Raw genomic sequence first — 26989 nt, forward strand, 5'->3', positions numbered from 1 at the left:
GGCCGCCCCCCGGAGAGGGTGGGGGCTGCGCCCCGGACCCGCGCGCGGGGCAGCGGGGTGGGTGGGGTCTTAGGTTGCCGCAAGGGTTTGGGCGGTCGCTGATGGCGGCTGCGAGGGGGCGCCGGGCTGGTTTGGGTGTGGGATGTATTGCTGCGGCGGATTTGGGCCAACTTGATCACCCGTGAACGCCCGCTCACGTACCGGGTCGAGGGTTGCTTTTTCATCTTGTTGGCCTGCAACAGCAACGCGCCCCGGTCTGCGGACCGTGCGTGACCCGGGTCGGTACCACGAACCGGGTCTGCCGCTCCAGCAACGTCAGAACTCCCGTTCCCGAGAGTCTCGGCTTGATCAGGGCAGCTCCGTGTGGTGGCGGTGCACGTTCGCCCGCCTGGGCCGCAACACCATGTGCGTCAAGGCCCGCAACTCGCTTTCGCGTTGCAGGAACAAGGTCCGGCCTTGTCGGGCACGCGCATCTTGAGATCCGCGGGGAACTCCATCTCCCCTGATCGCGATCCGCTGCGGCGACCACCGCGCCTGTCCTGGCCGCTACAACTTGCGAGATTTCGCTCGCGCCCGCCGCGTCTTAGGTGCTTCCCTGCATTGTCGAGTCGCCGCCAATGCGGGCTGCTTCGCGCGACCAGCGAATGATGTGGCCTCAACACCCTCCCGGGGAACCGGAACGAACGCCTCGCCCACAACTTCCGAGAGGTCGTCTCCCGCCAACTACCGAGGTCATCCCAAGCCTGGGCGCCGAACTCGCGAGGCCAAGCCCTGCTGCACGGACGGGGCGATCCTGCGGCCTTTGTTCACCCGGTTCAGCGACAGAAGTTATCCACATGTCGATCTTCGCCGGGGGCTTTCAAGATCCACTGTCGGTGGGGCCTAGTAGACTGGCCCAGGGACGCCCCCCGGAGAGGGTGGGGGCCGGGCTCGACTCGGTGCGCGCGCGTGAAGAGGTGGCGGCGGGGTGGGGTAGGGCTGCCGAGGGGGAGTGGGGGTTACTGGTCCGCTTCGGGTTTGGGGGCGGGCCTGCGGATGTAGATCACTCCCGCGTCCAGGTCGATCGGGCCCTCGGTGAGGTTGATCGCCGGGTCTTGGCCGTTGCCCGCGTCGTCTGGGGATTCTTTGCGGAGCTTGGCTCCGGGGAAGAGTTCGCCGAAGGACGTCATGGCACCACTGTAGGGCTGGGTGGGGCACCCGAGAAGGCTCCGACAGGGCCTGGCAGGTCTACCAGCGGTGCCAGGGTGGCGCGGTGCCTAGCTGGGGTGCCCAGGGCGATCTCGTTCGCCTTGGCGCGCTTGAGGTAGTGGTGGAGGGGGTGTTCCCAGGTCATGCCGATGCCGCCGTGGAGTTGGAGGGATTCTTCGGCTGCGCGGACGGCGACCGGGGAGCAGAAGGACTGGGCGACGGAGACCGCGATGGGGGTGTCGTCGCCGGTGGTCAGGGCGGTGGCGGCGTGGCGGGCGGTGGCTCGGGCCAGGACCAGGGACTGCCACAGGTCGGCGACCCGGTGTTTGAGGGCTTGGAAGGAGCCGAGGGGGCGGCCGAACTGGTGGCGGTCCTTGAGGTGGGCGACGGTGGTGTCGAGGCACCAGGTGGCGATGCCGACCTGTTCGGAGGCCAGCACACCGGCACCTGCGACCAAGGCGGCGCGCACGGCGGCATCGCCGGGGCCGGACAGCGCGGTGGTGGGGGAGCCGGACACGTCGACGTCGGCGAGGGGGCGGGAGTTGTCGAAGGAGACCACCGGGGTCACGGTGGCGTCCGCACTGGGGACCAAGTGCAGCCTGCCCTCGATCGGCACCAGCAGCACGTCCGCGGTGAGCGCGCCCGCCACGCTCTGGACCAGGCCGGACCCGTCGGGCCACGAGTCCCACGACGACAGCGGGACCACCAGGGCCGCGGTGGCCGAGCCGCTCGCGAGCCGCTGCAGCAGGTCACGTGCACGCGGGTCGTCGACCAGGTGCGTCAACGCCGCCGTGGCCATCACCGCGCTGGTCAGGAACGGCACCGGCGACACGAAGCGGCCCAGTTCCTCGGCGACCACCGCCGTCTCCCGGTAGCTCGCGCCCTGGCCGCCCAGCTCCTCCGGCACGTGCAGCGCGTGCGCACCCACCTGCACCAACCGCGGCCACAAGTCCGTCGAGTGGTCGCCCAGCAGATCCGCGACGCTCGCGCGTAGGTCTGTCTCGACGTCGCTATAAAGCAGGTTCATCGGGGGAGGTCCTTCCACGGGACGTCCTTGTCGACCCTGGGCTCCGCGGGTAGGCCCAACACCCGCTCGGCGATGATGTTGCGCAACACCTCGGAAGTGCCGCCCTCGATCGAGTTGCCCTTGGCCCGCAGGTACCGGTAGCCCGCGCCACGGCCCGTGAAGTCAACAAGTTCCGGGCGGCGCATGGTCCAGTCGTCGTATCGCAAGCCGTCTTCGGCCAAGAACTCGACCTCAAACCCGGACAACGCCTGGGAAAGTTGCGCGAAGCCGAGCTTCATTGCAGACCCCTCCGGCCCCGGTGAGCCCGCCGCCAACTGTTGGCGCAACCGCACCCCAGCCAGTCGCAATGCCTCAGCCTCGACCCACAGCGCCAACAACCGGTCGTGCGCCGCCGCGGTCCGGCGGTCCGGGTGTGCTCGCCAGGTCTCCGCGACCACCCCGATCATCCCGGCCTCGCGCGCCACAGCACGCCCGCCGATGGCGACCCGCTCGTTCATCAGCGTCGTCTGCGCGACCCGCCACCCGTCGCCGACCTCGCCCAGCCGGTACGAATCCGGGATGCGCACGTCGGTCAGGAACACCTCGTTGAACTCCGCCTCGCCGGTGATCTGCCGCAGCGGTCGGACATCCACCCCCGGCGCGGTCATGTCGCACACGAAGTAGGTCAACCCGGCGTGCTTCGGCACGTCCGGGTCCGTGCGGGCCACCAGGATCGCCCACCGCGCGTTGTGCGCGCTGGAGGTCCACACCTTCTGCCCGGTCACCACCCAGTCGTCGCCGTCGCGCCGCGCCCGGGTCGCCAGCGCGGCCAGGTCCGACCCCGCCCCCGGCTCGCTGAACAGCTGGCACCACACCTCTTCGCCGGTCCACAGTGGACGCAACAGCCGGTGCTGCTCCGCGCTGCCGTAGGCCAGGATCGTCGGTGCGGCCATGCCCAGGCCGATCCCGATCCGGCGCGGGTTGTTGTCCGGCGCCCCCGCCGCGGCCAGCGCTTCGTCGACCTCCTGCTGCACGGCCCGCGCGGCGCCCAAACCGCCCAGCCCCACCGGGAAGTGCACCCACGCCAACCCCGCGTCGAAGCGCGCCCGCAGGAACTCCAGCCGCTCGCTCGTCGCCGGGTCGTGCGCGGCCAGCAGTGCCGCGACCAACTCCCGTGCCTGGCTCATGCTCAGTCCTTCGGTCCGCCCGCCACGTAGATCACTTGACCCGACACGAACCCGGCCTCCGCGCTGACCAGGAACGCCGCCGTCGCGGCGATGTCCTCCGGCTGCCCGATCCGCCCCACCGGGATCGCTTGCGCCACACCGTTCTTGAAGTCCTCGAACGACATCCCGAGCCGGGCCGCGGTCGCCGCCGTCATGTCGGTCTCGATGAACCCCGGCGCGATCGCGTTCGCGGTCACCCCGAACTTGCCCAACTCGAGCGCGAGCGTCTTGGTGAACCCCTGCAGCCCGGCCTTCGCCGTCGCGTAGTTCGCCTGCCCCCGGTTGCCCAGCGCCGAGGTGCTCGACAGGTTCACGATCCGGCCGTACCGGTGCTCGGTCTGGTAGCGCTGCACCGCCCTGGTCATCAGGAACGCGCCCCGCAGGTGCACCCCGATGACCGCGTCCCAGTCGTCGTCGCCCATCTTGAACAGCAGGTTGTCGCGCAGGATGCCCGCGTTGTTGACCAGCACCGTCGGCGGCCCGAGCGCCGTGGCGACCTCGGTCACCGCCGCCTCGACCTGCTCGGTCACCGTCACGTCCGCCAGCACCGCCAGCGCGGTCCCGCCCGCCGCGGTGATCGCCGCGACGGTCTCGTCGCAGGCGACGACGTCGAGCGCCCCCACCGCGAACCCGTCCCGGCCGAGCCGGGTGGCGATCGCGGCGCCGATGCCGCGCGCCGCCCCGGTCACGATCGCGATCCGCTGGGTCACTGGGTCCTCCGCCGGTCGGTGGGAAAGCGCCGAACCGGAAGTTACCCGTGAGTCGGCCGGGGTGTCCACCACCGCCCTGGCCCGCGCCGCGCGGTCGTGACAGGCTGAGGGGAGAACCACCCATGGAGGCTCAGCGTGGAGCACCAGGTGTTCGCGGGTCGGCGCTGGCGGATCGCTCGTCAAGCCGGGGACGATGCCGGGTGGGGAAGAAGGGGGTGTGTGGTGGGAGAAGTGGGCACGATCCTGCCCTACAGCGGCCTGGCGCTGGACCGGGCCGGTGCCCGCCGCGGCGACACCGCCTGGCTCGAGAGCTTGCGGCCCGCAGGCGACACCCTGGCGTTCTGGCGCGACCGGATCCTGGTGCGCGCCGGGGCGCCGCTGCACACCAGCGCGACCGCCGATGCCGTCTTCCTCGGCCTGGACGGCGACACCGGGGTCTTCGCCCGCGATTTGTCCGAAATGGACGAGCCTGCCGCTATCGCCGCAGTCGCGGCCGACGGCACCGCCGACACCCGGGCGCTGTTCGCGGACCTCGGTCCAGAAGACGCCGCCCGACTCGCCTACGCCCGCGGACTGCTGCACTGGCGCCGCAACCAGCGCTTCTGCGGCGCCTGCGGCGCACCCGCGCGTGACACCAACGGCGGCCACGTCCGCGAGTGCACCGGGTGCGGCAAACTGCTGTTCCCGCGCATCGAACCGGCGATCATCGTCCTGGTCGAGCACGGCGACCGGTGCCTGCTCGGCCGCCACCGCGGCGCGACCGGCTTCTCCACCCTGGCCGGGTTCGTCGAGATCGGCGAGAGCCTGGAGGACGCCGTGCGCCGCGAGGTCGCCGAGGAGTCCGGGGTCGCCGTCGGCGCCGTGCACTACCTCGCCTCGCAGGCCTGGCCGTTCCCATCCGGACTGATGCTCGGTTTCCGCGCCGTCGCGGTGTCACCGGACATCGCCGTCGACCGCGATGAACTGGACGAGGCGCGCTGGTTCACCCGGGCCGAGGTCGCCGCGCTCGGCGCGCGCAGGCCGGATTCGGTCGAGTCGTACCTTGTGGACCGCTGGCTGGTCGGTTCCTAACCGGCGCAACGCTTCCCGGTGACCCCGGTCACCCCTAGGGGTGCATCCGGGGGACAAGATCGGGGACGAGTCCTGATTCGCCGCGCCCCCCGCGCTGACACTGTTCTGCCCAACGAAGCAGAACTCCATTCCGGTACGCGGGGGGATCTCCAGCATGGCCAGCACGGGGACAGACAAGCAGGCAAGACCAATGGCGACGGTGCGGATCGCGCGGTGGAGCGCGGAGCACCCGTGGCGGGCGATCACCGCGTGGCTGGTGTTCGTCGCGGTGTGCATCGGGGTCGGCAACATCGTCGGCACCAAGACCACCGACTTCGACGACAACGCCAAGGGCGAGCTCGCGGTCTACCAGAAGATGGTCGACGACGCGGGCTTCACCCGACCGGCGAGCGAGAACGTGCTCATCACCGCCCGCTCCGGCAGCCTCGACCAGGCCGCGGCCACCCGTGTCGCCGACGAGGTGCGGACCAGGATGTCCGGGCTCAAGGAGGTCGCCGACGTCGCCGAGCCGCTCCCGTCGCCCAAGGGGGACGCGGTCCTGGTCAGCGTCGACATCGCCGGTGACCGCAAGACCGCCGACGAGCGCCTGCAGCCGCTGCTCGACGCCACCGCCGCCGTGCAGGCCGCGCACCCCGACCTGCGGGTCGAGCAGGTCGGCGGCGAGTCGCTGAACAAGGCGCTGTCCACCGCGCTCGGCGACGACTTCGCCAAGGCCGAGCTGATCAGCATCCCGGTGACCCTGATCATCATGCTGGTGGCCTTCGGCGCCGTCATCGCCGCTGGCATCCCGGTGCTGCTCGCGCTCTCGGCGGTCGCCGCCGCGATGGGCCTCTCCGCGCTCGCCTCGCAGCTGATCCCCGCCTCGGACAACACCTCCAGCATGATCCTGCTGATCGGCATGGCCGTCGGCGTCGACTACTCGCTGTTCTACGTCCGGCGCGAACGCGAGGAACGCGCCAAGGGCCGCACCCACCTCGACGCCGTGGAGATGGCCGCCGCCACCTCCGGGCACGCCATCGTGGTCTCCGGCTTCGCCGTCGTCGTCGCCATGGCGGGCATGTTCGTCGCCAACGACGCGATCTTCACCTCCATGGCCATCGGCTCGATCCTGGTCGTGCTGGCCGCGGTGATCGGCTCCATCACGGTGCTGCCCGCGATGCTGGCCAAGCTCGGCCGCTGGGTCGACAAGCCCCGCGTCCCGTTCGTGTGGCGGCTCTCCGCCCGCGGCGGCGAGCCCCGGGTCTGGAAGGCCATCCTGCGCCCGTCGCTGCGCCGCCCGGCCATCACGCTCACCGTCGCCGGTCTCGCCCTGGTCGCCCTGGCCATCCCGGCGCTGAGCATGAAGCTGAACTCCCCGTCCGACGCCGACCTGCCGCGCAGCATCCCGATCATGCAGTCCTACGACCGGATGACCGCCGCGTTCCCCAGCACCGGCGCCACCCACGCGGTCGGCGTGCGGGCCCCGGCCGACAAGCTCGACCAGACCGCGGCCGCGGTCACCTCGCTCACCGAGCGGATCAAGGCCGACGCCGGGTTCGCCCACGACCGCGACATCGAGGTCACCCGCTCCCAGGACGGCCGGGTGTTCCTGCTCAACGCCCCGATCTCCTCGGCGGCGGCCAGCCCGGAAGCCGACGCCTCGCTCAACTGGCTGCGCACGGTCGCCCTGCCGCAGACGGTCGGCTCCGTGGCCGGTGCCGAGTTCGCCGTCAGCGGCCAGACCGCGGGGGAGAACGACTTCGTCGACTCGATGAACGAGTCGCTGCCCTGGGTCATCGCGATCGTGCTGCTGCTGACGTTCATCATCATGACCTGGACGTTCCGCGCCCCGCTCATCGCGCTGTCGTCCATCGCGCTGAACATGCTCTCCGCGGGCGCCGCCTACGGCGTGCTGGTCCTGGTGTTCCAGAGCACCTGGGCCGAGGGCCTGCTCGGCTTCACCTCCACCGGCGGCATCGTCGCCTGGCTGCCGCTGATGCTGTTCGTCGTCCTCTTCGGACTGTCGATGGACTACCACGTGTTCGTCGTCAGCCGCATCCGCGAGGCGCGGGAGTCCGGTTTGGACACCCGGGCGGCGATCGCCAAGGGCATCACGTCCTCGGCGGGCGTGGTCACCAGCGCCGCGGCGGTCATGGTCGGCGTGTTCTCCATCTTCGCCACGCTGAGCACGATCGACATGAAGCAGATGGGCGTCGGCCTGGCCACCGCCATCCTGCTCGACGCCACCCTCATCCGGGCCGTCGTGCTGCCCGCGCTGATGGGCGTGCTCGGTGAGAAGAACTGGTGGGTGCCGCGGCTGCTGCGCTCGCGCCGCCCGGTGCCCGCCGAGACCGACGCCGAGCAGACCCGCCAGCTCGACCCGGTCGGCTGAGCGCGCTCACCCCAAGACGTCGCCCTCACCCCCAACACCCCCACCCCCCACCAACCCCACCTCCTGTTCTTGCTCGATGGGGCGGACTTGTTTTGCGTGGGGGGACGGCACCCGTAGCGTTTCCTCGCGGCAGGGCCAGTCTTTTCGGCCCCTGCTGTGCGGACCTGTCACGGGTGTTGTAGGGGCCCCGCGCAAAACAAGTTCGCCCCATCGAGCCAACCGCACTACCAACCCCCCACAGCCACACGGGACACCCGCCCCATCGAGCCAACCGCACCACCAGCTCCGACGCGAACACGACAGCACGAGAACACGAAGGCCCCGACCGGCGAACCGGTCGGGGCCTTCCCCTGTGTGCGTCCCTGCCCATCAGCGCCCGTCAGTGCCCGTCAACCCAACGGCGCACCGGGTTTAGCGGTGGACGTGCCTACGCCCGTAGAACCCGGCGACCAGCGCGACCCCGATGGCGGCGAGGCCGATCTGGAAGATGATCTCGATCCAGTCCACGCCAGCGGTCGTGCCGACGCCGACCGCGTTCGCCAGTGCGGTGCCCAGGAAGGCCGCGACGATACCGACGACGATGGTCAGCCAGATCGGGATCGACTGCTTGCCGGGGACCACCAAGCGCCCCAGTGCGCCGATGATCAAACCGATGATCAGCGCGGTGAAGATGCCGGTGACCGTCATGTCCGCTCCCTTGACTCTCGGTGGGGTCTCACCCACGACGTACCCGCTCGTGGCCCGAGTCATTCACGTTCCGGGCCGGGATGTCACCCGGCGGGCCGACCGGGGCTGTCGCACACTGGTCGTATGCACTACGCCGACCGCGCGCACGCCGGGCAGGTGCTCGGCGCGCAACTCGAACACCTGCGCGACCGCGACCCCGTCGTCCTGGGCCTGCCCCGCGGCGGGGTGCCGGTGGCCGCCGAGGTCGCCGCGTTGCTGGGCGCCGAACTCGACGTGGTCCTGGTGGGCAAGGTGGGCGCGCCCGGCGCGACCGAACTGGCCGTCGGGGCGGTGGGGGAGGGCAGGCACGGCGCGGACTGGGTGGAGGTCCGCGCGGAGCCGGTGCTCGCCCTGTTGGAACTGTCCTGGTCGGACGTCGCCGACACCGTCGCCGAGGTCAAGGCCGAACTGGCCGACCGGTCCCGGCGGCTGCGCGGCGGCACCGAACCCCGCTCGCTGCGCGGGCGCACCGCGGTGGTCGTCGACGACGGGGTCGCCACCGGCTCGACCGTCGAAGCCGCCGTGCGGGTGGTCCGCGACCTGGGCGCCGAGCAGGTCGTGCTCGCCGTGCCGGTCGCCCCCGCCGCCGTGCTCGACCGGCTCACCGAGATCGCCGACGACGTGGTGTGCCCGTTGGCGCCAGCCGACCTGTCCTCGGTCGGCCGCTGGTACGCCGACTTCACCCAGGTCGACGACGCCGAGGTCCGGGGACTGCTCGCCAGGCCGTGAGGGCCGGTGCTCGGGCGGCTACACCGGTCCCGGCTCGACCAGGCCGGTGCGCTCGACGACCACGCCAGCCGCGGCGACCGCCGGACCCAGCAACTCCAGGATCCGGCGCATCGACTCCGGCGGGTTGCGCAGCACCAGCCTGCTCGACCCGGGCAGCGTGTCGGCCACCCGCAGCAGGGTGATCACACCGGACACGTCGATGAAGTCCAGCTCGGCCAGGTCCAAGTGGACATCCCCGGTCGCCTGCCTGCACAGCGCCACCAGCAGCTGCTCGAAGTCCGGGCGGCTGCGCAGGTCCGCGTGCCCGCTCAGCCGGGTGGACCCGCCCTGGCGGGGCAGCACCCCGTCTCGGGTGGCCTGCCGGTCGGTGCGCGGTGGCACGGCGTGGTCAGTGATGGCCGCCACCGCCTCGCCGGTGCGGGGCGGGGCTGCTCTGCGCGAGCACGGCAAACCCCTCCCCGTGGCGTCGGAACCGAGTGGACGCCGAGCCTACGCGGGCTCGTCGCCGCTGTCTCAGGTCCAAAGACCCCAGCCGGGCTCAGCCCAGCGGCGCGGTGAGGTCGTACACCGTCTGACCACCGATCGTGACCTGGGTGAAGTTCTCCTGTACCCAAGTCGCGATCTCGCCACCGCCGCGGCCGCCGCCCATTCCGCCGCCCTCGCCGCCGATGTAGTACCGGACCTGTCCGGACTCGACGTACGCCTGGAACTGCGCGAGCGTGGGCGCCGGGTCGCTGCCGGTGAACCCGCCGATCGCCATCACCGGCCGACCGCTGGCCAACTGCAGCCGCGCCGCGCCCTGCGATCCCGTGCTCGCCGCGGCCCAACGCCCGGAAGTGGCCTGGAGCGCGGCGACCAGCTCATCGCTCACGGTGCCACCGCCCATGCCGCCACCCATACCGCCGCCCATGCCGCTGCTCTGCGAGGACGGACCCGACAGCGGGATGGAACCGGAGTGCGCGGTCGCGGCGGTCGCCACGGTGTACATCGCCGTCGCACCCAGACTCGCCACCAGGGCGAGGATCGCCACCGGCACGGCGGCCTTGCTGAACACGTGCGCCCCCATCGCGATGGCGGCCGCCGCCAGCACACCGGTGATCGCCACGACCCAGCGCAGCCACGGCAACCACGAGCCGTCCCAACTCAACAGCACGAACGACCAGCCCGCGGTGAGGGCGACCATGGACGCGAGGACGACGCGCGCGGGCGGGTAACCCTTGCCGCGCCACAACTCGCGCGCCGCGATCGCGGCGGTGCCGACGATGCCGGGGGCCAGGGCGATCGCGTAGTAGGGGTGGACGGTGCCCTGCATGTAGCTGAACACCAGCGCGGTCACCACCATCCAGCCGCCCCACAGCAGCAACCCGGCCCGGGTCCGGTCGGTGCGCGGCGCGCGGCGGGTGAACCACAGCCCGGCGACCAGACCGACCAGGGCGGCGGGCAGCAGCCAGGACACCTCGGGGCCGAACGCGGCGCCGAACATCCGCGACAGTCCGGTCTCGCCGCCGAAGCCGGTGTTCCCGCCGCCCCCGCCGCCGCCACCCCCGTTGCCGTCACCGCCGAAGATCCGGCCGAGACCGTTGTAGCCCAGTGCCAAGTCCAGCACGGTGTTGTCGGTGGATCCGCCGATGTAGGGCCGCGACAGCGCGGGCCACAGGTCGGCGACGAGCACGTACCACCCGGCGGAGACCACCACGGCCACACCGGCGGCCAGCACGTGCAGCCACCGGCGCAGCGGGCTGGTCGGCGCGGCGACCAAGTAGACGAGGGCGAACGCGGGCAGGACGAGGAACGCCTGCAGCATCTTGGTGAGGAAGCCGAAGCCGATCGCGGAACCGGCCAACACCAGCCACGTCACACCGGCCTTCTCGACCGCGCGCACGGTGCAGTAGGCGCCCGCGACGAGTAGCAGGACCAGCAGCGCGTCCGGGTTGTTGAACTTGAACATCAGTGCCGCGACCGGGGTCAGCGCGAGGCCAGCGCCTGCCAGCAACCCCGCGCCGGGCCCGGACCAGCGGCGCACCGCCCGGTAGAGCAACCACACGGACGCGATGCCCGCCAATGCCTGCGGCAGGAGCATGCTGAACGAGGAGAACCCGAAAAGCCTTCCAGAGAGCCCCATCAGCCACAGGGCGGCGGGAGGCTTGTCGACCGTGATGGCGTTACCCGCGTCGAGGGACCCGAAGAACAACGCCTTCCAGTCCTGGGTTCCCGCTTGCGCCGCGGCCGCGTAGAACTGGTTCCCCATACCGGAGGCGCTGAGGTCCCACAGGTACAGCACCGCGGTGGCGACAAGAAGTGCGATCGAGGAAGGAAGTTCCCACCTGGGGCGCCTTTTGGTGACCGGTGTTGTCCCGGTCAGGGTTGTCTCGCTCGGTGTGGTCGAGATGTCGGTGGCCGTGGCGGCGGTCGCGGTGCTCACAGGGTGCCTTCCAGGACGGGCTCGGTGGGACGGCGGAAAACCCAGCCGCGCAACAACAGGAACCGCAGGACGGTGGCGAGCAGGTTCGCCGCGACCAGCACGCTCACCTCGGTGAGCCTGCTCGGCGCGGTCAACCCGTGCAGCAGCGCCAACGCGCCGCTGGTGAGGCCAAGGCCGAGCGCGAACACGACCAGGCCCTGGAACTGGTGCCGGGCCACCCCGCTGGACCCGCGCACCCCGAAGGTGAGCCGCCGGTTGGCCGCGGTGTTGCCGACCGCGGTCGCCAGCAGCGCCACCAGGTTCGCCGCCTGCGGGCCGACCTGCCCGCGCAGCAGCAGGAACAGCACCAGGTAGGCCAGCGTGCTCACCACCCCGACGGCCGCGAACCGCACCACCTGCCGCAACAGTCCACGGGGGACACCCGGCGGGTCGGTGGCGATCGCGCCCCGGCCCAGTTGCGCGCGCAGCCGGGCCACCGGCAGGCTCCCGGTGGCCAGACCGCGGCCGAGCCGGGCGATGCCGCGCAGGTCGGCCAGCGCCGTGCGCACGATGTCGACGCGGCTGTCCGGGTCGTCCACCCAGTCGACCGGGACCTCGTGGATGCGCAGCCCGGCCCGCTGCGCGAGCACCAGCAGCTCGGTGTCGAAGAACCAGCCGGTGTCGGCCACGTGCGGCAGCACAGCCCTGGCCACGTCCGCGCGGATCGCCTTGAACCCGCACTGCGCGTCGGAGAAGCGCACCGCCAGGGTGCCGCGCAGCAGCAGGTTGTAGGCCCGCGAGATCAGCTCCCGCTTCGGGCCGCGCACCACCCGCGCGCCCCGGGCCAGCCGGGAGCCGATCGCCACGTCGGAGTGCCCGGAGATGAGCGGGGCCACCAGCGGCGAGAGCGCGTTGAGGTCGGTCGACAGGTCCACGTCCATGTAGGCGAGCACCTCGGCGTCCGACCCCAGCCAGGTGGTGTGCAGCGCCCGGCCGCGGCCCTTCTGCTCCAGTCGCACCGCGCGCACCCCGGGCAGCGCCCCGGCGAGCGACTCGGCCACCGCCCAGGTCCCGTCGGTGCTGGCGTTGTCGGCCACGGTGATCCGGAACCGGTACGGGAAGTGCGCGCGCAGATGCGCGTGCAGCCTGCGCACGCACGGCTCCAGGTCGCGCTCCTCGTTGTGCACCGGGACCACGACGTCGAGCACCGGGGCCGGTCCCGAGGTGCGCACCGGGCCGCGGCCTGCCTGCTGGGGAATGGCCGAGTCGACCTCGAGGTCGCGGGCCGCCATCTCAGTGGGGGTCATGCCGTTGACGATCGGGCCCGCTGCTGGGTGGGCGGTGTGCCGACCCTGTGCGGCGCCTGTGCGAACGGCGGGAGTGGTCGGCATCTCAGCGGCTCACGTCGTAGAGGGTGACGCCGCCGACGGTCGTGGCCGCGTAGTTCTGTGCAACCCACTCGGCGATCCGGTGGGCGTCATCGCTGCCGGACTCACCGCGCATCAGCGTCGCGCCGATGAACCAGTGGATTTCACCCGCGGCGACCAACCGCTGGAACTCGGCGAGGGTGGGCGCGGGATCGGTGCCGTTGAAGCCACCCACGGCGAAGACCGGTACCCCGGAACCCAACTGGTAGCCCGCGGCGTTGTTGGATCCCACGACCGCCGCCGCCCAGGTGTAGTTCTCCGCGTCGGCGGCCAGCAAGGCGGACAGTTCCGCGCTCGGCGTGGGCGCGCCGAGCAGCCCGCCCATGCCGCCGCCCCCGCGCCCACCGCCGCCACCAGGTCCGCCTTGCGTTGATGGGCCTACAGAAGGCAAAGCGCCAGAATGGGATTGCGCAGCTGTTGCCACTGAGTACATGCCAGGCGCGATCAGGGTTATCGCCAGTGCGAACACGGCTATCGCGCGGCCAGCCAGCTTGGGCAGCGCGGGTACGAACAACACCGCCACGGCAGCGGTAAGGCCGCCGACAAGCACCAGGGGGCGCAACCACGGCAGCCAGTCGCTCTCACGCGACAACAACAGCCACGCTTCCACCGCTGTTACCGCTATCCCCGATGCCAACAGGCCTATCGCCGCCGGATCTGCCCTGTTCCGCCACGCGGTGACGGCACCGATCCCGAACAGCGCGCCCACCGCCGGGGCGAGCGCGACGGCGTAATACGGGTGGATGATCCCGTCCATCAGGCTGAACACCACACCCGTGACGACGAGCCACAGCCCCCACACGAGCACCGCCGCCCTGGTGCGGTCGGTCCGATCGGCACGGCGGGTCAACCAGATGACGCCGACCAAGGCCAGCACCGCGGCGGGCAACAACCACGCCACCTCACTGCCCATCTCGCTGCCGAACAACCGCGACCAGCCCGACGAGCCCCACCCGGCGCCACCGCCGACGCTGCCCACCTCGTCGCCGGTGAGCCTGCCCAAACCGTTGTAGCCCAACGTGAGTTCGAGGACGCTGTCGTTCTGCGAACCGCCGATGTAGGGCCTGCTGCCGGACGGGATCAGCTCGACCACCGCGACCCACCAACCACCCGCCAGGATCACCGCGCCGACAGCGGCGAAAAGGTGGGCTACCCGCCGTTTCACCGAAGTCGGTGCGGCGATCAGGTAGGCCAAGCCGAACGCGGGAAGGACCAGGAACGCTTGCAGCATCTTGGTGAGGAAGCCGAAACCCACCAGCGCGCCCGCGAGCACCAGCCACCGGACGCTGGCCTTCTCGATCGCGCGGACCGTGGCGTACGCGGCGGCGGTGAGCAGGAGGACGAGCAGCGCGTCCGGGTTGTTGAACCGGAACATCAAGGCGGCCACGGGAGTCAGCGCCAACGCCGCCCCGGAGATCAGGCCCGCGTGGTGGCCCGACCACCGCTTCACCGCCGCGTACAGCAGCCAGACCGACCCCACCCCGGCCAACGCTTGCGGGACCAGCACGCTCCACGGGCTCAGCCCGAACACCCGCACCGACAGGCCCATCACCCACACCGCGGCCGGGGTCTTGTCGACGGTGATCCCGCCCGCGCTGTCGGTCGCCGCGAAGAACCACGCCGACCAGCTCTGCCCACCCGCCTGGGCGGCCGCCGAGTAGTAGGCGTTCGCCCAGCCGGACGCGCCCAGGTCCCACAGGTAGAGCACGGCCGTGCCGAGGAGCAGGGCGGTGACGGAGATCCGGCGCGGCCACGGTGTGCCCGCGGCGTCCGGGGCGGCGACGGCCACCGGTCGGTCAGCGACGAGAGTCATGCCCCCACGGTCGGGGACCGCACTGGGCCCACCATGTGCGTTCCCTGTGCGTCAGCTGTGCCGTACTCGCACTGTGCCGTACTCGCACTGTGCCGTACTCGCACTGTGCCGTGCCCGCACTGTGTTTGTGCCTGCGCGGTGCCGAGTTCGCACTGTGGCCGAGTCCGCACTGTGCCGAGTCAGCGCTGTGCCCGTGGGGTGTGCGAGATTTCCCAACCGGTGGGCCGCAACCGGGCCTTCGCCACCGCGCGTCAGGTGTTGCAGTGCCGGGCGCCCGGGTCCTTCACCGTGACGCAGCGCGGGTTCGACGTGCGGTGGAAGACCACCGACACGTACCCGGGGGAGTCCCGCGTCGTGCGCGGGCGCATGGTCGCCGTCGGCAGGCCGAGGCAATCGTTGTTGTCGAACAGCAGTGCCGTGCGGTTGGTGTCGTTGTCCAGGTGCCGCACGGTGAACCCGAGCGAATAGCACCAGTCGTCGTCGGGGTCCACGATTCCCAGACCACCGTCGGGCTCGTAGTACACGAAGAGCCCGGTCGCCGCCGCGGCCTCGGGAGCCACCGAGGTCAGCGCGATCCCGGCGACCAACGCGGCCGCCGCCATATGGTGAAAACCCTTCACTACCACTCCTTTCGCCGAGAACAACCCCTCGGAATTGTCGACGGCGCGGCGGCGTGATCGGCGGAAAGGCACCCGATCGGGGTTGATCACCCGTGGTCGGTCGGCTCGGCGCCGCGCGCCGCCGGGATCTTCACGGTGAACGCGGTCCGACCCGGCGCGCTGGTCACCTCGACCGACCCGTGGTGCGCGGCCACCACCGCCGACACGATGGCCAGTCCCAGCCCGGTGCTGCCCTGCGCGCGCGAGCGCGACTCGTCGCCGCGGGCGAACCGCTCGAACACCTCCGGCAGCAACTCCGCCGGGATCCCGGGGCCGTCGTCGAGCACCGACAGCACCGCGTCCGGCCCGTCCACCCGCAGCGCCACCGTGATCGTCGTGCCTGCCGGGGTGTGCGTGCGGCCGTTGGCCAGCAGGTTCGCCAGGACCTGGTGCAGCCGCGCCTGGTCGCCCACCGCGAGCACCGGCTCCGCGGGCAGTTCCAGCCGCCAGTTGTGCCGCGGCCCGGCGACCTTGTTGTCGCCGACGGTGTCGAGCACCAGCCGGGACAGGTCGACCGTCTCATACAGCAACGGACGGCCGGAGTCCAAGCGGGCCAACAACAGCAGGTCCTCCACCAGCGTCGTCATCCGGCGCGCCTCGGACTCCACCCGCGACACCGCGTGCGCCACGTCCGGCGGCACCTCGTCGCCGCGGCGGCGGGCCAGCTCCGCGTAGCCGCGGATCGCCGCCAGCGGCGTGCGCAACTCGTGGCTGGCGTCGGCGACGAACTGGCGCACCCTGGTCTCGCTGGCGTGCCGGGCGCTCAGCGCGGCCCCGATGTGCCCGAGCATCCGGTTGAGCGCCGACCCGACCTGGCCGACCTCGGTGCGCGGATCGGTGTCCGCGGCGGGCACGCGCACCGACAGCGCCACCTCGCCGCGGTCCAGCGGCAGTTCGGCGACCCGGCGCGCGGTCGCCGCCATCCGGTCCAGCGGCCGCAGCGTCCTGCGCACAATCAGCACACCGGCGACCCCGGCGATGGTCAGCCCGAGCAACGACACCCCGCCGAGCACCAGCCCGGTGGTCCACAGCGTCTCCTCCAGGGTGCCGATCGGCAGCCCGGTCAGCGCCACCGTGCCGTTCGGGGTGGCCACCGCCATCAGCCGGTACCGGCCGAGCGCGCCCAGGTCCCGGCTGCGCGCGGTGCCGTCGACCGGCAGCGCGGTCAGCGTGTCGTCGAGCTCGGTCGGGATCTCCTCGCGGTCGCCGGTCGTGGTCTGCCGCTGGGCGAACACGACGACGCCGTCGACGATCGCGGCGTTGATGGTGCCCGCGTCCTGGAACGGCCCCTCGCCGGGCCGCTTGCCCTGCCCGTCACCCTGGTCGCCGCCCGGGTTGTTGCCGCCCTGGTTGGGCGGTGGTCCACCGCGGGTCAGGAACTCGACGGCGCGGTCGCTGAACCCGGCCAGCTGCGAGTCGACCTGGCCGATGAGGAACGCGCGCAGGCCGAGCACGGTGACCACCCCGGTCACCAACAGCACCAGGCCGAGCAGCACGAGCTGCTCGGCGATCAGCCTGGCGCGCAGGGACATCGCCCGGCCCGGGCTATCCGGCTGGCTTGAGGACATACCCGGCGCCCCGCATCGTGTGGATCATCGGCTCCCGGCCCGCGTCGATCTTCTTGCGCAGGTAGGAGATGTAGAGCTCGACGATGTTGGCCTGGCCGCCGAAGTCGTAGTTCCACACCCGGTCGAGGATCTGCGTCTTGCTCAGCACCCGGCGCGGGTTGCGCATCAGGAACCGCAGCAGCTCGAACTCGGTCGCGGTCAGCAGCACCGCCTCCCCGCCGCGGAACACCTCGCGGGTGTCCTCGTCCAGGGTCAGGTCGCCCACCACCAGCGCCGAGCCGCCGCCGCCCTCGGTCACCCCGGTGCGGCGCATCAGCGCGCGCAACCGCAGCACGACCTCCTCGACGCTGAACGGCTTGGTCACGTAGTCGTCGCCGCCCGCGGTGAGCCCGGCGATGCGGTCCTCCACCGAGTCCTTGGCGGTGAGGAACAGCACCGGCAGCGAGTCGACCTCGGCGCGCATCCGGCGCAGCACCTCGAGGCCGTCGAAGTCGGGCAGCATCACGTCGAGCACCACCGCGTCCGGCTTGAACTCCCGGGCCACCCGCACCGCGCTGGAGCCGTCGAGCGCGCTGCGCACGTCCCAGCCCTCGTAGCGCAGCGCGAGCGTCACCAGCTCGGCCAGCGTCGGCTCGTCGTCCACGACGAGCACCCGCACGGGCTGTCCGTCTGGCCTGCGCAGTTCCGGGCGGGACGAGGTGTTCACGGTCATGCCCCCGATCGTGCGTGCTGGGGTTGGGCGGTCGCTGTGCCCAACCTGTGTACCAGCTGTGTCCGATTCCCTCTCGGTGGGCGGGGCGGGTCATAGGCCATGCCCACCTGCCGCACAGCGCGCGCACAGGGTCGATCGCGATCGTTGGTGCTACCGCCGGTCAGCAGGCCGCGGAGGGATCCAGGAGGAAGCATGACGGAGCAGCCGACCCCGGAGCAGACCTGGGGCGCCCCGGTCGCGGAGCGCGCACAACCGCGTTGGTCGTGGAAGAAGACCGCCGCCGCGGGTGTCGTCGCCGTCGGTATCGCCACCGCTGGCGGGTTCGCCGTGTACGCCGCCAGCGGGGCCACCGCGGACAACGCCACCGGTGGCGGTCGGGGCGCGGGCGGCATGGGCATGGGCGGCGGCGGTGGCCGCGGCGGCGCCGGTGGCGTGGCCGGTGCCCTGCACGGCGAGTTCACCGTGTCCGAGAGCGACGGCAAGTACGGCACCCGGCTGCTGCAGACCGGGGAGGTCACGGCCATCAACGACACCTCGGTCACCGCCAAGAGCGTCGACGGCTACACCAAGACTTACACGATCGACGCCAACACCGTCCGCCAGGCCATCGAGCAGGGCGACACGGTCACCATCATCGCCACCGAGTCCGGCGACACGGCCACCGCGACCACGATCACCGAACGCGGCGCGGGCGGCCCCGGCATGGGCCAAGGCGGGACCGACGGCCAACAGGGCGTCCCGCCCCGCCGTGAGGACGGCACCGACGGCACCCCGCCCGACGGCGGTGTCCCGCCCACCGAGTGACGGCCGCCGTGGTGGACCCGCGCTACTTGTCCACCGGGTCCACCACTTTCGCCGCCGCGGTGATGATCGCCCACAGTGGACTGCGGGTGCGCTCGTAGTACACCCGCCGGTTCGCCGGCTCCCGGTGCTCGGTCAACATCCCCAGGTCCACCAACCGGGTCAGCTCGACCCCGCACGCGCTCTGCGCGATCACCGTCTTCGGCGGCTCCGACTGGAAGAACCGGGGCCCGGCGTGCGTGTGGATCCACAGCGCCAACCGCAACCTGCTCGGCCGCCCGAACAACAACCGCCCGACGTCACCAGCGTCCATGCCCCGCGCGCTCCTAGGTCAGTCGTAGCCAGTATCCGCTATCAAGATACCGGCCGTGAGCACCCGGTGTCGAGGTCGTCGCGGGCGGTGTTCGGGTGGGCCGTGCGGGGCCGCGGTGCTCGGCGCGGTTCTGTGCGGCAGTGCCCGCTTTCGCTGCGGGCTGGAAGTTGCCGCGGGGCAGGCGTTGCCGTTGGCGGTGTTCGCGGCGGCGATCCTCAAGGTGGTGCCATCGGGCCATCGCGTGAACCGTCGATGCGCACCACCTCGGCAGGCTGCGCACGAGTTGTCCACAGGCCTGGCAGTCGATCCACCCGTTCTGTCGGTGCCCGCCGGTAAGCTGTGTTTTGAGGGCTGCTCAGATCGGGATCGACGCAGAAATTGTCCCGTGAATGGCAGGTATCGCCATTGAACCAGCCCCGAATTGGGGCAACGAACGCCACGTGGATCGAACCAGTCCCGAAATAGCGTCAGCGAACGCCGCGTGGTCGGAATTGAATGCTGATCCGCGGTCCCGTCGGTCGGGTGGTTTTCGGGATGGCGTGGTCCCAGGTCCGCTGGCACGAACCACCCATCACCAGCAAATCGCCGTGCGCCAGTGGGAATCGCCGGGACGGGCCGCCGGAGCGCGGGCGCAGCAGCAGCGGGCGGGTGGCGCCGAGCGAGACTACCGCGACGTGAGTGTCCTCATGGGACCCCCGGCCGACGCGGTCGCCGTGCCACGCGACGCTGTCGCGGCCGTCGCGGTAGAGGCACAGGCCCGCGGTTGTGAACCGGGTTTCATAGTGGACGGACAGCGCTCCCCTTGCCTCGTCCAGCAACGGGTCCGGCAGCGCCATCCCCTCCCGGTAGAAGGCGAGCAGGCGCGGCACGTCGACGACCGAGTCGTACATCTCGCGGCGCTCCGCCACCCACGGCACCCCGTCGGCCAACGCGGTGAACAGCCCGTCCGCGCCGTGCAACCACCCCGGCAGCACGTCGACCCAAGCACCATCGCCGAGTTGTGTGCGGTGCGCCAGGGTCAATGGGCCCACGCCGGGAGTGGGCTCCAGCAGCGAGGTCTGGAACATGCCCACCACCCTAATCGAACACGTGTTCATTTCCCGCCGGATTTGTGCTGGTCTGGCAGACTGGCACGCGGCGACGTCGTGCGTTTCGCCGCGCGCGCGGGTTTCGCACCGCCGCGATCGGGGTATACCTCGTCGCCCATCCGCGTTCGCCCACCAGATCGAGGTACCTCCATGGCCACACCCGTCACCGCACCGCACTCACCCGCCGCGCGCGTCGCCACCGGCCGCGGCCCGCTGCGCGAGCGCGCCGCCCGCCCGGTCGCCGCACCGGTGGCCCCGACCAGACTCGGCACCCACCTGCGCGCCGCCATCGAGCGGGTGCTGACCGACCCCACCGGCCCGGCCGCGAGCGCCGAGCTGATGGCCGGGCTCGCCTGGACCGCCGCGGCGGGGGAGACCTGCCTCATCACCCGTCCGGTGGAAGATGTCCGGACCGCCATCGCCGCCGCCGACCCGGCCGCCGCCCGGGTCGCGCTCGAGCACGCCCTCGCCGGTCTGCAGGACGCGCCGGTGCTCCCGGTGCCGCGCCCGGCACCCGGTTTCGAGCGCCGTTCGATCTAACGTCCTTAACCCGGACGAGTGGACCCTGCCGCTCCGAGTTCAGCCCGTGGCGCTCCAGCGGGCAATCTCAGCTGACTGGCTCAACGAAGCGCCGGACCCCTGGGAGAACTCGATGACACGGCAACTGGACGCGCTGCCCTTCCCCGGTACCCCATCCCCCGGTCTCGACCTGCGCCGCGCGGTCGACACCGCCCTCGCCGCGATGATCACCCCGCCGACGGCCGCCGCGGCCAGGGCGCTCGCCGACGACCTGCTCGGCGCGCTCGCGCGGACCGCAGCCACCGGCGACACCTGCCTGGTGCTCGCCGCGGCCGAGGCCGTCGGCCTGGCGCGGGGGCACCTGATGGCAGGCCGCGAGATCGAGGCCCGCGCCGCCCTGGTGCGCGCCCGTGGCCTGCTCGACCGCCGCGCCCCGTGACCGGCGCGCGCATACCCGCGCGGCGGAACGGGTACTGACCACACCGTGCACCAGCAAAAACCTCCCCCCGACGACCGCCCCGATCCCGCCCGCCGCTGCTCCGATCTCGATCCCGCCCGCCGCCCCGATGGTGTCGATGACGCCACCGTCGAAGCGGTCGGCAAGCTCACCGAGGCGCTGGAGACCGTCGAGCGGGCCCGCGGTCACCTGTACTCGTTCCACCAGCTCACCGGCTCCGCCGACCTGGAACTCGGCACCGCGGCCGACCTGCTCGAGAAGGCGGGCCACGCCGAGATCGCCGAGCGGTTGCGCACCGACCTGGTCGGCCGCAACGTCCTCCCGGGCCGCTGGACCTTCCAGATCGTCGAGGAGTACGACGACGACTACGTCGCCCACTTCCGCGCCGCCGAGAAGTCCGTGCGCGACGAGCTGCTGCGGGGCAGGCGGCACGTGTACGAGTCGGAGCTGAAGGAGGCCAGGCGCACCCGGGGCGCCGAGGGCCACGAGGCCCGCCCGTGAGCCCGGCCATTCGGGCGGCGGGGGGTGCTGGCATGACCGGACGGAGTACGGGATCCTGGTGACCATGCGGACTCACGCGCGGCAACACACGACGATGCACGGTCACCCCCACCCGCAGGTGCGCACGGGTGAGTGCCCCGAGTGCCTCGGCTCCGGCCTGGCCCCCAACCGCAAGGACTTCTGCCCGCGCTGCGGGGGAATAGGCCAGGTCCCACGTGCCGCCTGACCCCCCGGACGACGAGCGGACCTGCCCGCACCACTGCGAACCGGACGGCATGATCCGCTGGCAGCAGCCCCGCCCCGACGGCCAGGGCGGGACCGAGCTGGCGGTCATGGAGCTGCCCTGCCCCGCGGGCCACGCGGAGTCCTGGCGCTACCCCGCCGCCGAACGCGACCGGGTCGTCAACGCCGGGGAGAGCATCCGCCTCCCGGGCGTCACCGACGCCGTGAACCAGCTCCCCGCGGGCCTGGCCGAACTCATCACCGACATCTACCGCCGCGCGGGCAATAACGACTAGCCCTCTTTTCGGTATCGGTTTCGGATACCGCTGGGCGTCGTTCCGATTCGTGGGGAACCGCATTCCCGATTCTGATCGCGACCACTCGCAATGTCTTTGGTTGCCGCTTTTAACGTGCCGCCGTCTGGCATGCGCCGGACTCCTTCGCCACTGCCCGGCACGCATTCAGCCTGTTGTGCTCACGCTTAATCCGCCGCACCTTGGGCGCGCCACTCACTACACCGTCGCGCTGATGCCTGGGCCTCGCTCACACCCGACCTGTTAGCCATCGCCGGGGCGGGTTCACACACCTTGCCCCCGCCCGGATCGCGCGCTCCCCGGGTCCCCCGATCTCGCCCCAGGTTCGCCGCATCTGCGCCCGACTCCCAACTACGTTCGGGATCCTGCGGTTTGACGCCGCTCAGCCCGCTCACGCCATCGACGACTGCGGCGTCTCCCTGCACGAGCTGCTCCCAGTAGCCCTCGTCCCCGCCTGCCCCCCACATCCCCAGCCCGCACCCGCTTCCTCCTCTTCGCCCCTTGTTCGCCCTTCGCGAACCCGCCCCGTTCCCGCCGTCCCCACCCCACCTCCACCCGCCGCCGTTCATGATCAACTCGACGCCGGGGGCCCGCCCACCCGGGGTTCGGGGTCCCACGTTCGAGGATATCGGGTTGGGGGGCTTGTCAAGGGGGAGTTGGGTTGGCTGTGGATGGTGGGGGAGGTTGTGGACAAGTCGGGTGCGCGGAGCGGCAAGGAGGTCGTGGAGGAGTCGGCGAAGGGGGCGTCTTGGCCGGGAAATAAGGCCGGGGCGGGGGTACGGTCGCGGGTATGGCGCTGGCAGATCACGATCGCATCCCGCTCACCTTCGGTCCGTCCCCGCTGCACCCGTTGACGCGGCTGACCGACCACCTCGGTGGGGCGCGGATCTGGGCCAAGCGGGAGGACTGCAACAGCGGCCTCGCCTTCGGGGGCAACAAGGTCCGCAAGCTCGAGTACCTCGCGGCCGACGCGGTGGCCAGCGGGTGCGACACGCTGGTCTCGATCGGCGGGGTGCAGTCCAACCACACCCGCGCGGTCGCCGCCGTCGCCGCCTACCTCGGGCTCAACTGCCAGCTGGTGCAGGAGTCCTGGGTGGACTGGCCGGACTCGGTCTACGACAAGGTCGGCAACGTCCAGCTCAGCCGGTTGCTCGGGGCCACGTCGCGGTTCGTCGGGGCCGGGTTCGGGATCGGGATCAAGGAGAGCTACCAGCAGGTGCTCACCGAGGTCGACCTGCGCGGCGGCAAGCCGTACGCGATCCCGGCCGGGGCCTCCGACCACCCGCTCGGCGGGCTCGGGTTCGCGCGCTGGGCGGTGGAACTGCTCGAGCAGGAGCGCGCGGCGGGCGTCCGGTTCGACACGATCGTCGTCGCGTCCGGGACGGGCAGCACCCAGGCGGGCATGCTCGCCGGGTTCGCCGCGCTGGGGGAGCGGCGGCGGGTGATCGGCGTCGACATCACCGCCAAGCCCGCCGAGACCCGGGCGGCCGTCGAGCGCATCGCGCGGCGCACGGCGGTGTTGCTGGACACCGAGTTCACCGACGAGGTCATCCTCGACGAGCGCTACCACGGCGGCACCTACGGCATCCCGGACGAGGAGACCCTCTCGGCGATGCGGCTCGCCGCCCGCACCGAGGCGATGATCACCGACCCGGTGTACGAGGGCAAGTCGATGGCCGCCCTGATCGACCTCGTCGCCACCGGTGAGATCGCCCGCGCCGACACCGTGCTGTTCGCCCACCTCGGCGGCCAACCCGCGATCAACGGCTACAGCGCGGTGATCTAGGCAGTCGCGAGTTTCACGTTTAGAACGCGCCTGGCGGTCACTGGACCGATCCACGGCTACGATCTGGCGACTGATCTGACGCCCAGTGCCTGGAGCCGGTGTGTATGGATGCTGTGGTGGCGTCGCGGGATGTGGTCCGCGTCCTGCTCGTGGAGGACGACGCGGGTGACGCGCTGCTGGTCGAGGAGTTGCTCGCCGACGTCAACGCCCCCATCCGGCTGACCAGGGCGCACTCCCTGGCCGAGGCCCAGCCGCTGCTGGCTGGCCAGGACTGCGTCCTGCTCGACCTCGGCCTGCCCGACGCCTCCGGGCTGCAGGCCCTGCGCAAGCTCGAGGAAGCGGGCGGCGGCGTGGCCGTCGTCGTGCTCACCGGCCTGGCCGACGAGCAGCAGGGGGTCGCGGCGGTGGCCGCGGGCGCCCAGGACTACCTGGTGAAGGGGCAGGTCGACGGCGACCTGCTGAGCCGGGTCATCCGCTACGCGGTGGAACGCGTGCGCAGCGAGGAGATCCAGCGCCAACTGCGCGAGGAACGCCTCTACGCCAAGGAGAAGGCCCGCCTCGAGCGCGGCCTGCTGCCCACCCCGGTGCTCTCGGACCCGCGGCTCGACCGCGACTTCACCTACCAGCCCGGCCGCCAGCGGATGCTGCTCGGCGGCGACTTCTACGACCTGGTCCAGACCGACGACGGCACCGTGCACGCGGTGATCGGCGACGTCTGCGGCCACGGCCCGGACGAGGCCGCGCTCGGGGTGTACCTGCGGGTCGCCTGGCGCGCGCTGGTCCTGGCGGGCAGACCGGTGGACGAGGTCCTCGGCACCATGCAGCGGGTCCTGGTGCACGAGCGCCACCTCGACGGCCTGTTCGCGACCGTGTGCATGCTCTCGGTCGACCCGGACCGGCGCGGCGCGCGGCTGCGGCTGGCCGGTCACCCGCCGCCGGTGCTGGTCGCCGACGGCGCGGTGAGCCTGTTGCGGGCGCCGGTCGGCGTTCCGCTCGGTGTGCTGGAGAAGGCGGCGTGGCCGTCGGCGGCCGTCGAGTTGGGCGAGCGGTGGTCGGTCCTGATGTACACCGACGGCCTGGTGGAGGGGCGCACCGGCGACACGGCCGAGCGGCTCGGCGTCAGCAGGCTGGCCGACCTCGTCGGCGCGCTCGCCAGCCGCGGCCCCGGGTGGCGGGTGGGCGTGCTCGACGACCTGATCCACGAGGTGTGCGTGCTCAACGAGGGCGACCTGGTCGACGACGTGGCCGCGATGCTGCTGACCCGGGTCGCCGGTGACGCCGGTGCCTGAGTCCGCGCAGCTTGCCCCGCGCTGGTCGCGCGACCGCCGGGGCCGGGCCAAGTGGCCGTTGCGGCGCTGGCTCAGCGTCGCGATCGGCGTGCTGGTGCTGGTGTTCGTCGGCGCGGTGATCGCGGGCGGGCTGGCGATCGCGAACCTGACCGAGGCGCGCACCACGATCGTCGACCGCATCGACCCCGCCGTGCAGGAGGCGTTGCGGCTCGACGCCGCCGTGGTGGACCAGGAGACCGGCCTGCGCGGCTACGCGCTGACCGCCAAGCCGGAGTTCCTGCAGCCCTACGACAGCGGGATCGAGCGGCAGCGCAGGGCGATCAGCAGGCTGCGCGAGATCATCGTGGTGCGCACCGACCTGCTCGACCGCATCCGCGGCATCGAGGGCGACATGGAGCGCTGGCGCAGCGACTACGCCCGGCCCACCATCGGTCGCATCGAGACCTCCGGGGTGGGCGGTGACGCGCAAACCGAGGAGGGCAAGCAACGCTTCGACTCGGTGCGCACCGCGGTGACCGGGTTGCAACGCGAACTCGACGCCGCACGCGAGCGCGGCCGGATCGCACTTGCCGACGCGGCCAACCTGTTGGTCACCGTGTGCGTCGCGATCGCATTCGTGCTGTTGCTGGTGTTCCTGCTCGTCACCGTTGCGCTGCGAGCCGCGGTCGCCGGGCCCCTCGCGCAACTGGCGGGCGGGGTGCGCCGGGTCGCCGACGGCGACTTCCAGCACGAGCTGCGGGTCAGCGGGCCGCAGGAGGTCACCGAACTGGCCGGTGACGTCGACTCGATGCGCAAGCGGATCCTCGACGAGGTCGCGGTGCAGCGGCAGGTCAACGCCGAGCTCGACTCGCGCACCGAGGACCTCAAGCGGTCCAACGCCGAGCTCGAGCAGTTCGCCTACGTCGCCTCGCACGACCTGCAGGAGCCGCTGCGCAAGGTCGCCAGCTTCTGCCAGCTGCTCGAACGCCGGTACAAGGGTCAGCTCGACGAGCGCGCCGACCAGTACATCGGGTTCGCCGTCGACGGCGCGAAGCGGATGCAGGTGCTGATCAACGACCTGCTCGCGTTCAGCCGGGTCGGTCGGCACGCCCGCGACCGGGTCCCGGTGGCCTGCGGTGAGCTGGTCGGCCAGGCCACCGCGAACCTCGCCGAGGCCATCGCCGACGCCGATGCGGTCGTCGAGGTCGGCGAGCTGCCCACGGTCCTGGGCGAGGCGCCGCTGCTCACCGCGGTGTTCCAGAACCTGATCGGCAACGCCGTCAAGTTCCGCGGCGAGGCGGCCCCCGTGGTGCGCGTCGAGGCCGAGCGCGACGGCGAGCAGTGGCTGTTCTCGGTGCGCGACAACGGGATCGGCATCGAACCGGAGTTCGCCGAGCGGGTCTTCGTGATCTTCCAGCGGCTGCACGGCAAGGACGCCTACCCCGGCACCGGCATCGGCCTCGCGCTGTGCCGCAAGATCATCGAATACCACGGCGGCCGCATCTGGATCGAGCGGTCCACCGAGCCGGGCACCCGGTTCCGGTTCACCCTCCCGGTCGCCGACACCGCCGCGGGCGCGGTCGGTACCCTCGACGAAACCCCCTCGGAGAAGGCGCACCCATGAACGACTCCACCGACATCAAGGTCATCGACGTCCTGCTGGTCGAGGACGACGACGGCGACGTGCTGATGACCCGGGAGGCGTTCGAGCACTACAAGATCCGCAACCAGCTGCACGTCGTGCGCGACGGCGAACAGGCCGTCAGCTTCCTGCGCCGCGAGGGCCAGTTCGCCGACGCCCCCCGCCCGGACCTGATCCTGCTCGACCTCAACCTCCCCCGCTTCGACGGCAGGCAGGTCCTCGCCGAGATCAAGGCCGACGCCGAACTCCGCATGATCCCGGTGGTCGTGCTGACCACCTCGGAGGCGGAGGAGGACATCCTGCGCAGCTACCAACTCCACGCCAACGCCTACGTCACCAAACCGGTCGACTTCGACCGCTTCATCGAGATCATTCGCAAGATCGATGAGTTCTTCGTGACCGTGGTGAAACTCCCCCGCTAACCCCGGCGTTTGCCCTGGTCAGCACATTGACCACCCGGGCCGCCCCTCA

General features: G+C 71.6%; 26 protein-coding genes. 12 read left to right on the forward strand and 14 right to left on the reverse strand.

Features of this window, described 5'->3' with window-relative positions; all coding sequences use genetic code 11:
* Positions 1–998 precede the first annotated feature (998 nt).
* Genes LV75_RS04855 through LV75_RS04870 form a run of 4 tightly spaced genes read right to left on the reverse strand, consistent with a single transcriptional unit; the run spans position 999 to position 4130 of the window.
* Positions 999–1169 (reverse strand): hypothetical protein, encoded by a 171-nt coding sequence (locus LV75_RS04855; protein ID WP_253885390.1) that lies wholly within the window; start codon positions 1167–1169, stop codon positions 999–1001.
* On the reverse strand, positions 1166–2215 hold the full coding sequence (locus LV75_RS04860; protein ID WP_253885486.1) for an acyl-CoA dehydrogenase family protein: 1050 nt from the start codon (positions 2213–2215) through the stop codon (positions 1166–1168). Before LV75_RS04860 ends, LV75_RS04855 begins: the two co-directional genes overlap by 4 nt.
* Positions 2212–3381 carry an acyl-CoA dehydrogenase family protein gene (locus tag LV75_RS04865; protein WP_253885391.1) on the reverse strand — a complete coding sequence of 390 codons (1170 nt, stop codon included), beginning with the start codon at positions 3379–3381 and terminating at the stop codon, positions 2212–2214. Before LV75_RS04865 ends, LV75_RS04860 begins: the two co-directional genes overlap by 4 nt.
* Before the next feature lie 2 nt (positions 3382–3383).
* The gene (locus LV75_RS04870) at positions 3384–4130 is read right to left on the reverse strand and encodes an SDR family oxidoreductase (RefSeq protein WP_253885392.1); all 747 of its coding nucleotides are present in this window, start codon (positions 4128–4130) and stop codon (positions 3384–3386) included.
* Between the two features lie 219 nt (positions 4131–4349).
* Here LV75_RS04870 and nudC point away from each other — a divergent pair, with 219 nt between their 5' ends.
* The gene (gene nudC / locus LV75_RS04875; protein ID WP_253885393.1) at positions 4350–5201 is read left to right on the forward strand and encodes an NAD(+) diphosphatase; all 852 of its coding nucleotides are present in this window, start codon (positions 4350–4352) and stop codon (positions 5199–5201) included.
* Positions 5202–5355: 154 nt separating this feature from the next.
* Positions 5356–7572, forward strand: a complete 2217-nt coding sequence (locus tag LV75_RS04880) for an MMPL family transporter (protein ID WP_253885394.1) — start codon at positions 5356–5358, stop codon at positions 7570–7572.
* Between the two features lie 411 nt (positions 7573–7983).
* Here LV75_RS04880 and LV75_RS04885 read toward each other — a convergent pair whose 3' ends face one another.
* A complete protein-coding gene (locus tag LV75_RS04885; protein ID WP_253885395.1) occupies positions 7984–8259 on the reverse strand; it encodes a GlsB/YeaQ/YmgE family stress response membrane protein in 276 nt (91 codons plus the stop codon).
* 123 nt (positions 8260–8382) lie between these two features.
* Here LV75_RS04885 and LV75_RS04890 point away from each other — a divergent pair, with 123 nt between their 5' ends.
* Positions 8383–9027 (forward strand): phosphoribosyltransferase, encoded by a 645-nt coding sequence (locus tag LV75_RS04890; RefSeq protein ID WP_253885396.1) that lies wholly within the window; start codon positions 8383–8385, stop codon positions 9025–9027.
* An 18-nt stretch (positions 9028–9045) separates the two neighbouring features.
* Here the strand turns inward: LV75_RS04890 and LV75_RS04895 are convergent, their stop codons facing one another.
* From LV75_RS04895 to LV75_RS04925, 7 genes are all read right to left on the reverse strand, one after another.
* On the reverse strand, positions 9046–9432 hold the full coding sequence (locus tag LV75_RS04895) for an STAS domain-containing protein (RefSeq protein ID WP_253885397.1): 387 nt from the start codon (positions 9430–9432) through the stop codon (positions 9046–9048).
* A 133-nt stretch (positions 9433–9565) separates the two neighbouring features.
* The gene (locus LV75_RS04900; protein WP_372504140.1) at positions 9566–11416 is read right to left on the reverse strand and encodes an ArnT family glycosyltransferase; all 1851 of its coding nucleotides are present in this window, start codon (positions 11414–11416) and stop codon (positions 9566–9568) included.
* A gap of 29 nt (positions 11417–11445) precedes the next feature.
* Positions 11446–12720 carry a bifunctional glycosyltransferase family 2/GtrA family protein gene (locus LV75_RS04905; protein ID WP_253885488.1) on the reverse strand — a complete coding sequence of 425 codons (1275 nt, stop codon included), beginning with the start codon at positions 12718–12720 and terminating at the stop codon, positions 11446–11448.
* Positions 12721–12820: 100 nt separating this feature from the next.
* The gene (locus LV75_RS04910; protein ID WP_253885398.1) at positions 12821–14668 is read right to left on the reverse strand and encodes an ArnT family glycosyltransferase; all 1848 of its coding nucleotides are present in this window, start codon (positions 14666–14668) and stop codon (positions 12821–12823) included.
* 251 nt (positions 14669–14919) lie between these two features.
* On the reverse strand, positions 14920–15288 hold the full coding sequence (locus LV75_RS04915) for a hypothetical protein (protein ID WP_253885399.1): 369 nt from the start codon (positions 15286–15288) through the stop codon (positions 14920–14922).
* A gap of 86 nt (positions 15289–15374) precedes the next feature.
* Positions 15375–16859: a sensor histidine kinase gene (locus LV75_RS04920; RefSeq protein ID WP_301318608.1), complete on the reverse strand. Its 1485-nt coding sequence runs from the start codon at positions 16857–16859 to the stop codon at positions 15375–15377.
* 13 nt (positions 16860–16872) lie between these two features.
* Positions 16873–17607 (reverse strand): response regulator transcription factor, encoded by a 735-nt coding sequence (locus tag LV75_RS04925; RefSeq protein WP_301318609.1) that lies wholly within the window; start codon positions 17605–17607, stop codon positions 16873–16875.
* A gap of 192 nt (positions 17608–17799) precedes the next feature.
* Between LV75_RS04925 and LV75_RS04930 the strand changes: the two genes are divergently transcribed.
* A complete protein-coding gene (locus tag LV75_RS04930) occupies positions 17800–18411 on the forward strand; it encodes a hypothetical protein (RefSeq protein WP_253885401.1) in 612 nt (203 codons plus the stop codon).
* A 22-nt stretch (positions 18412–18433) separates the two neighbouring features.
* On the opposite strand, the gene LV75_RS04935 is transcribed toward LV75_RS04930, so the two are convergent.
* Together LV75_RS04935 and LV75_RS04940 are read right to left on the reverse strand one after the other, a co-directional pair.
* Positions 18434–18721, reverse strand: a complete 288-nt coding sequence (locus tag LV75_RS04935) for a hypothetical protein (RefSeq protein WP_253885402.1) — start codon at positions 18719–18721, stop codon at positions 18434–18436.
* Between the two features lie 467 nt (positions 18722–19188).
* Positions 19189–19788, reverse strand: coding sequence for an alpha-ketoglutarate-dependent dioxygenase AlkB (locus LV75_RS04940; protein ID WP_253885403.1), 600 nt, complete (start codon positions 19786–19788; stop codon positions 19189–19191).
* A gap of 171 nt (positions 19789–19959) precedes the next feature.
* Here LV75_RS04940 and LV75_RS04945 point away from each other — a divergent pair, with 171 nt between their 5' ends.
* The 8 genes from LV75_RS04945 (at position 19960) to LV75_RS04980 (ending at position 26940) form a co-directional block, all read left to right on the forward strand.
* Complete coding sequence (locus LV75_RS04945; protein WP_253885404.1) at positions 19960–20349, forward strand: hypothetical protein; 390 nt, start codon at positions 19960–19962, stop codon at positions 20347–20349.
* Positions 20350–20461: 112 nt separating this feature from the next.
* Positions 20462–20767, forward strand: coding sequence for a hypothetical protein (locus LV75_RS04950; protein WP_253885405.1), 306 nt, complete (start codon positions 20462–20464; stop codon positions 20765–20767).
* Between the two features lie 45 nt (positions 20768–20812).
* Positions 20813–21286, forward strand: a complete 474-nt coding sequence (locus tag LV75_RS04955; RefSeq protein WP_372504135.1) for a hypothetical protein — start codon at positions 20813–20815, stop codon at positions 21284–21286.
* 215 nt (positions 21287–21501) lie between these two features.
* Positions 21502–21804, forward strand: coding sequence for a hypothetical protein (locus LV75_RS04960; RefSeq protein ID WP_253885406.1), 303 nt, complete (start codon positions 21502–21504; stop codon positions 21802–21804).
* A gap of 808 nt (positions 21805–22612) precedes the next feature.
* Positions 22613–23608 (forward strand): 1-aminocyclopropane-1-carboxylate deaminase, encoded by a 996-nt coding sequence (locus LV75_RS04965; RefSeq protein WP_253885407.1) that lies wholly within the window; start codon positions 22613–22615, stop codon positions 23606–23608.
* 116 nt (positions 23609–23724) lie between these two features.
* Complete coding sequence (locus LV75_RS04970; protein WP_253885408.1) at positions 23725–24897, forward strand: PP2C family protein-serine/threonine phosphatase; 1173 nt, start codon at positions 23725–23727, stop codon at positions 24895–24897.
* A complete protein-coding gene (locus LV75_RS04975; protein WP_253885409.1) occupies positions 24890–26500 on the forward strand; it encodes a sensor histidine kinase in 1611 nt (536 codons plus the stop codon). The genes LV75_RS04970 and LV75_RS04975 overlap by 8 nt, the downstream gene beginning before the upstream one ends.
* Positions 26497–26940 carry a response regulator gene (locus LV75_RS04980; RefSeq protein WP_253885410.1) on the forward strand — a complete coding sequence of 148 codons (444 nt, stop codon included), beginning with the start codon at positions 26497–26499 and terminating at the stop codon, positions 26938–26940. The genes LV75_RS04975 and LV75_RS04980 overlap by 4 nt, the downstream gene beginning before the upstream one ends.
* Positions 26941–26989 lie beyond the last annotated feature (49 nt).

The sequence above is a fragment of the Actinokineospora diospyrosa genome (assembly GCF_024171925.1).
Classification (GTDB): Bacteria; Actinomycetota; Actinomycetes; order Mycobacteriales; family Pseudonocardiaceae; genus Actinokineospora; species Actinokineospora diospyrosa.

What these genes read in the sequence shown, in the direction of transcription:
- LV75_RS04965 (WP_253885407.1), top strand. Translation starts at nt 22,613, where the DNA reads ATGGCGCTGGCAGATCACGATCGCATCCCGCTCACCTTCGGTCCGTCC.
- LV75_RS04910 (WP_253885398.1), bottom strand. Translation starts at nt 14,668, where the DNA reads ATGACTCTCGTCGCTGACCGACCGGTGGCCGTCGCCGCCCCGGACGCC.
- LV75_RS04940 (WP_253885403.1), bottom strand. Translation starts at nt 19,788, where the DNA reads ATGTTCCAGACCTCGCTGCTGGAGCCCACTCCCGGCGTGGGCCCATTG.
- LV75_RS04865 (WP_253885391.1), bottom strand. Translation starts at nt 3,381, where the DNA reads ATGAGCCAGGCACGGGAGTTGGTCGCGGCACTGCTGGCCGCGCACGAC.
- LV75_RS04920 (WP_301318608.1), bottom strand. Translation starts at nt 16,859, where the DNA reads ATGTCCCTGCGCGCCAGGCTGATCGCCGAGCAGCTCGTGCTGCTCGGC.
- LV75_RS04980 (WP_253885410.1), top strand. Translation starts at nt 26,497, where the DNA reads ATGAACGACTCCACCGACATCAAGGTCATCGACGTCCTGCTGGTCGAG.
- LV75_RS04945 (WP_253885404.1), top strand. Translation starts at nt 19,960, where the DNA reads ATGGCCACACCCGTCACCGCACCGCACTCACCCGCCGCGCGCGTCGCC.
- LV75_RS04935 (WP_253885402.1), bottom strand. Translation starts at nt 18,721, where the DNA reads ATGGACGCTGGTGACGTCGGGCGGTTGTTGTTCGGGCGGCCGAGCAGG.
- LV75_RS04950 (WP_253885405.1), top strand. Translation starts at nt 20,462, where the DNA reads ATGACACGGCAACTGGACGCGCTGCCCTTCCCCGGTACCCCATCCCCC.
- LV75_RS04925 (WP_301318609.1), bottom strand. Translation starts at nt 17,607, where the DNA reads ATGACCGTGAACACCTCGTCCCGCCCGGAACTGCGCAGGCCAGACGGA.
- LV75_RS04880 (WP_253885394.1), top strand. Translation starts at nt 5,356, where the DNA reads ATGGCCAGCACGGGGACAGACAAGCAGGCAAGACCAATGGCGACGGTG.
- LV75_RS04860 (WP_253885486.1), bottom strand. Translation starts at nt 2,215, where the DNA reads ATGAACCTGCTTTATAGCGACGTCGAGACAGACCTACGCGCGAGCGTC.
- LV75_RS04905 (WP_253885488.1), bottom strand. Translation starts at nt 12,720, where the DNA reads ATGGCGGCCCGCGACCTCGAGGTCGACTCGGCCATTCCCCAGCAGGCA.
- LV75_RS04855 (WP_253885390.1), bottom strand. Translation starts at nt 1,169, where the DNA reads ATGACGTCCTTCGGCGAACTCTTCCCCGGAGCCAAGCTCCGCAAAGAA.
- LV75_RS04885 (WP_253885395.1), bottom strand. Translation starts at nt 8,259, where the DNA reads ATGACGGTCACCGGCATCTTCACCGCGCTGATCATCGGTTTGATCATC.
- LV75_RS04890 (WP_253885396.1), top strand. Translation starts at nt 8,383, where the DNA reads ATGCACTACGCCGACCGCGCGCACGCCGGGCAGGTGCTCGGCGCGCAA.
- LV75_RS04930 (WP_253885401.1), top strand. Translation starts at nt 17,800, where the DNA reads ATGACGGAGCAGCCGACCCCGGAGCAGACCTGGGGCGCCCCGGTCGCG.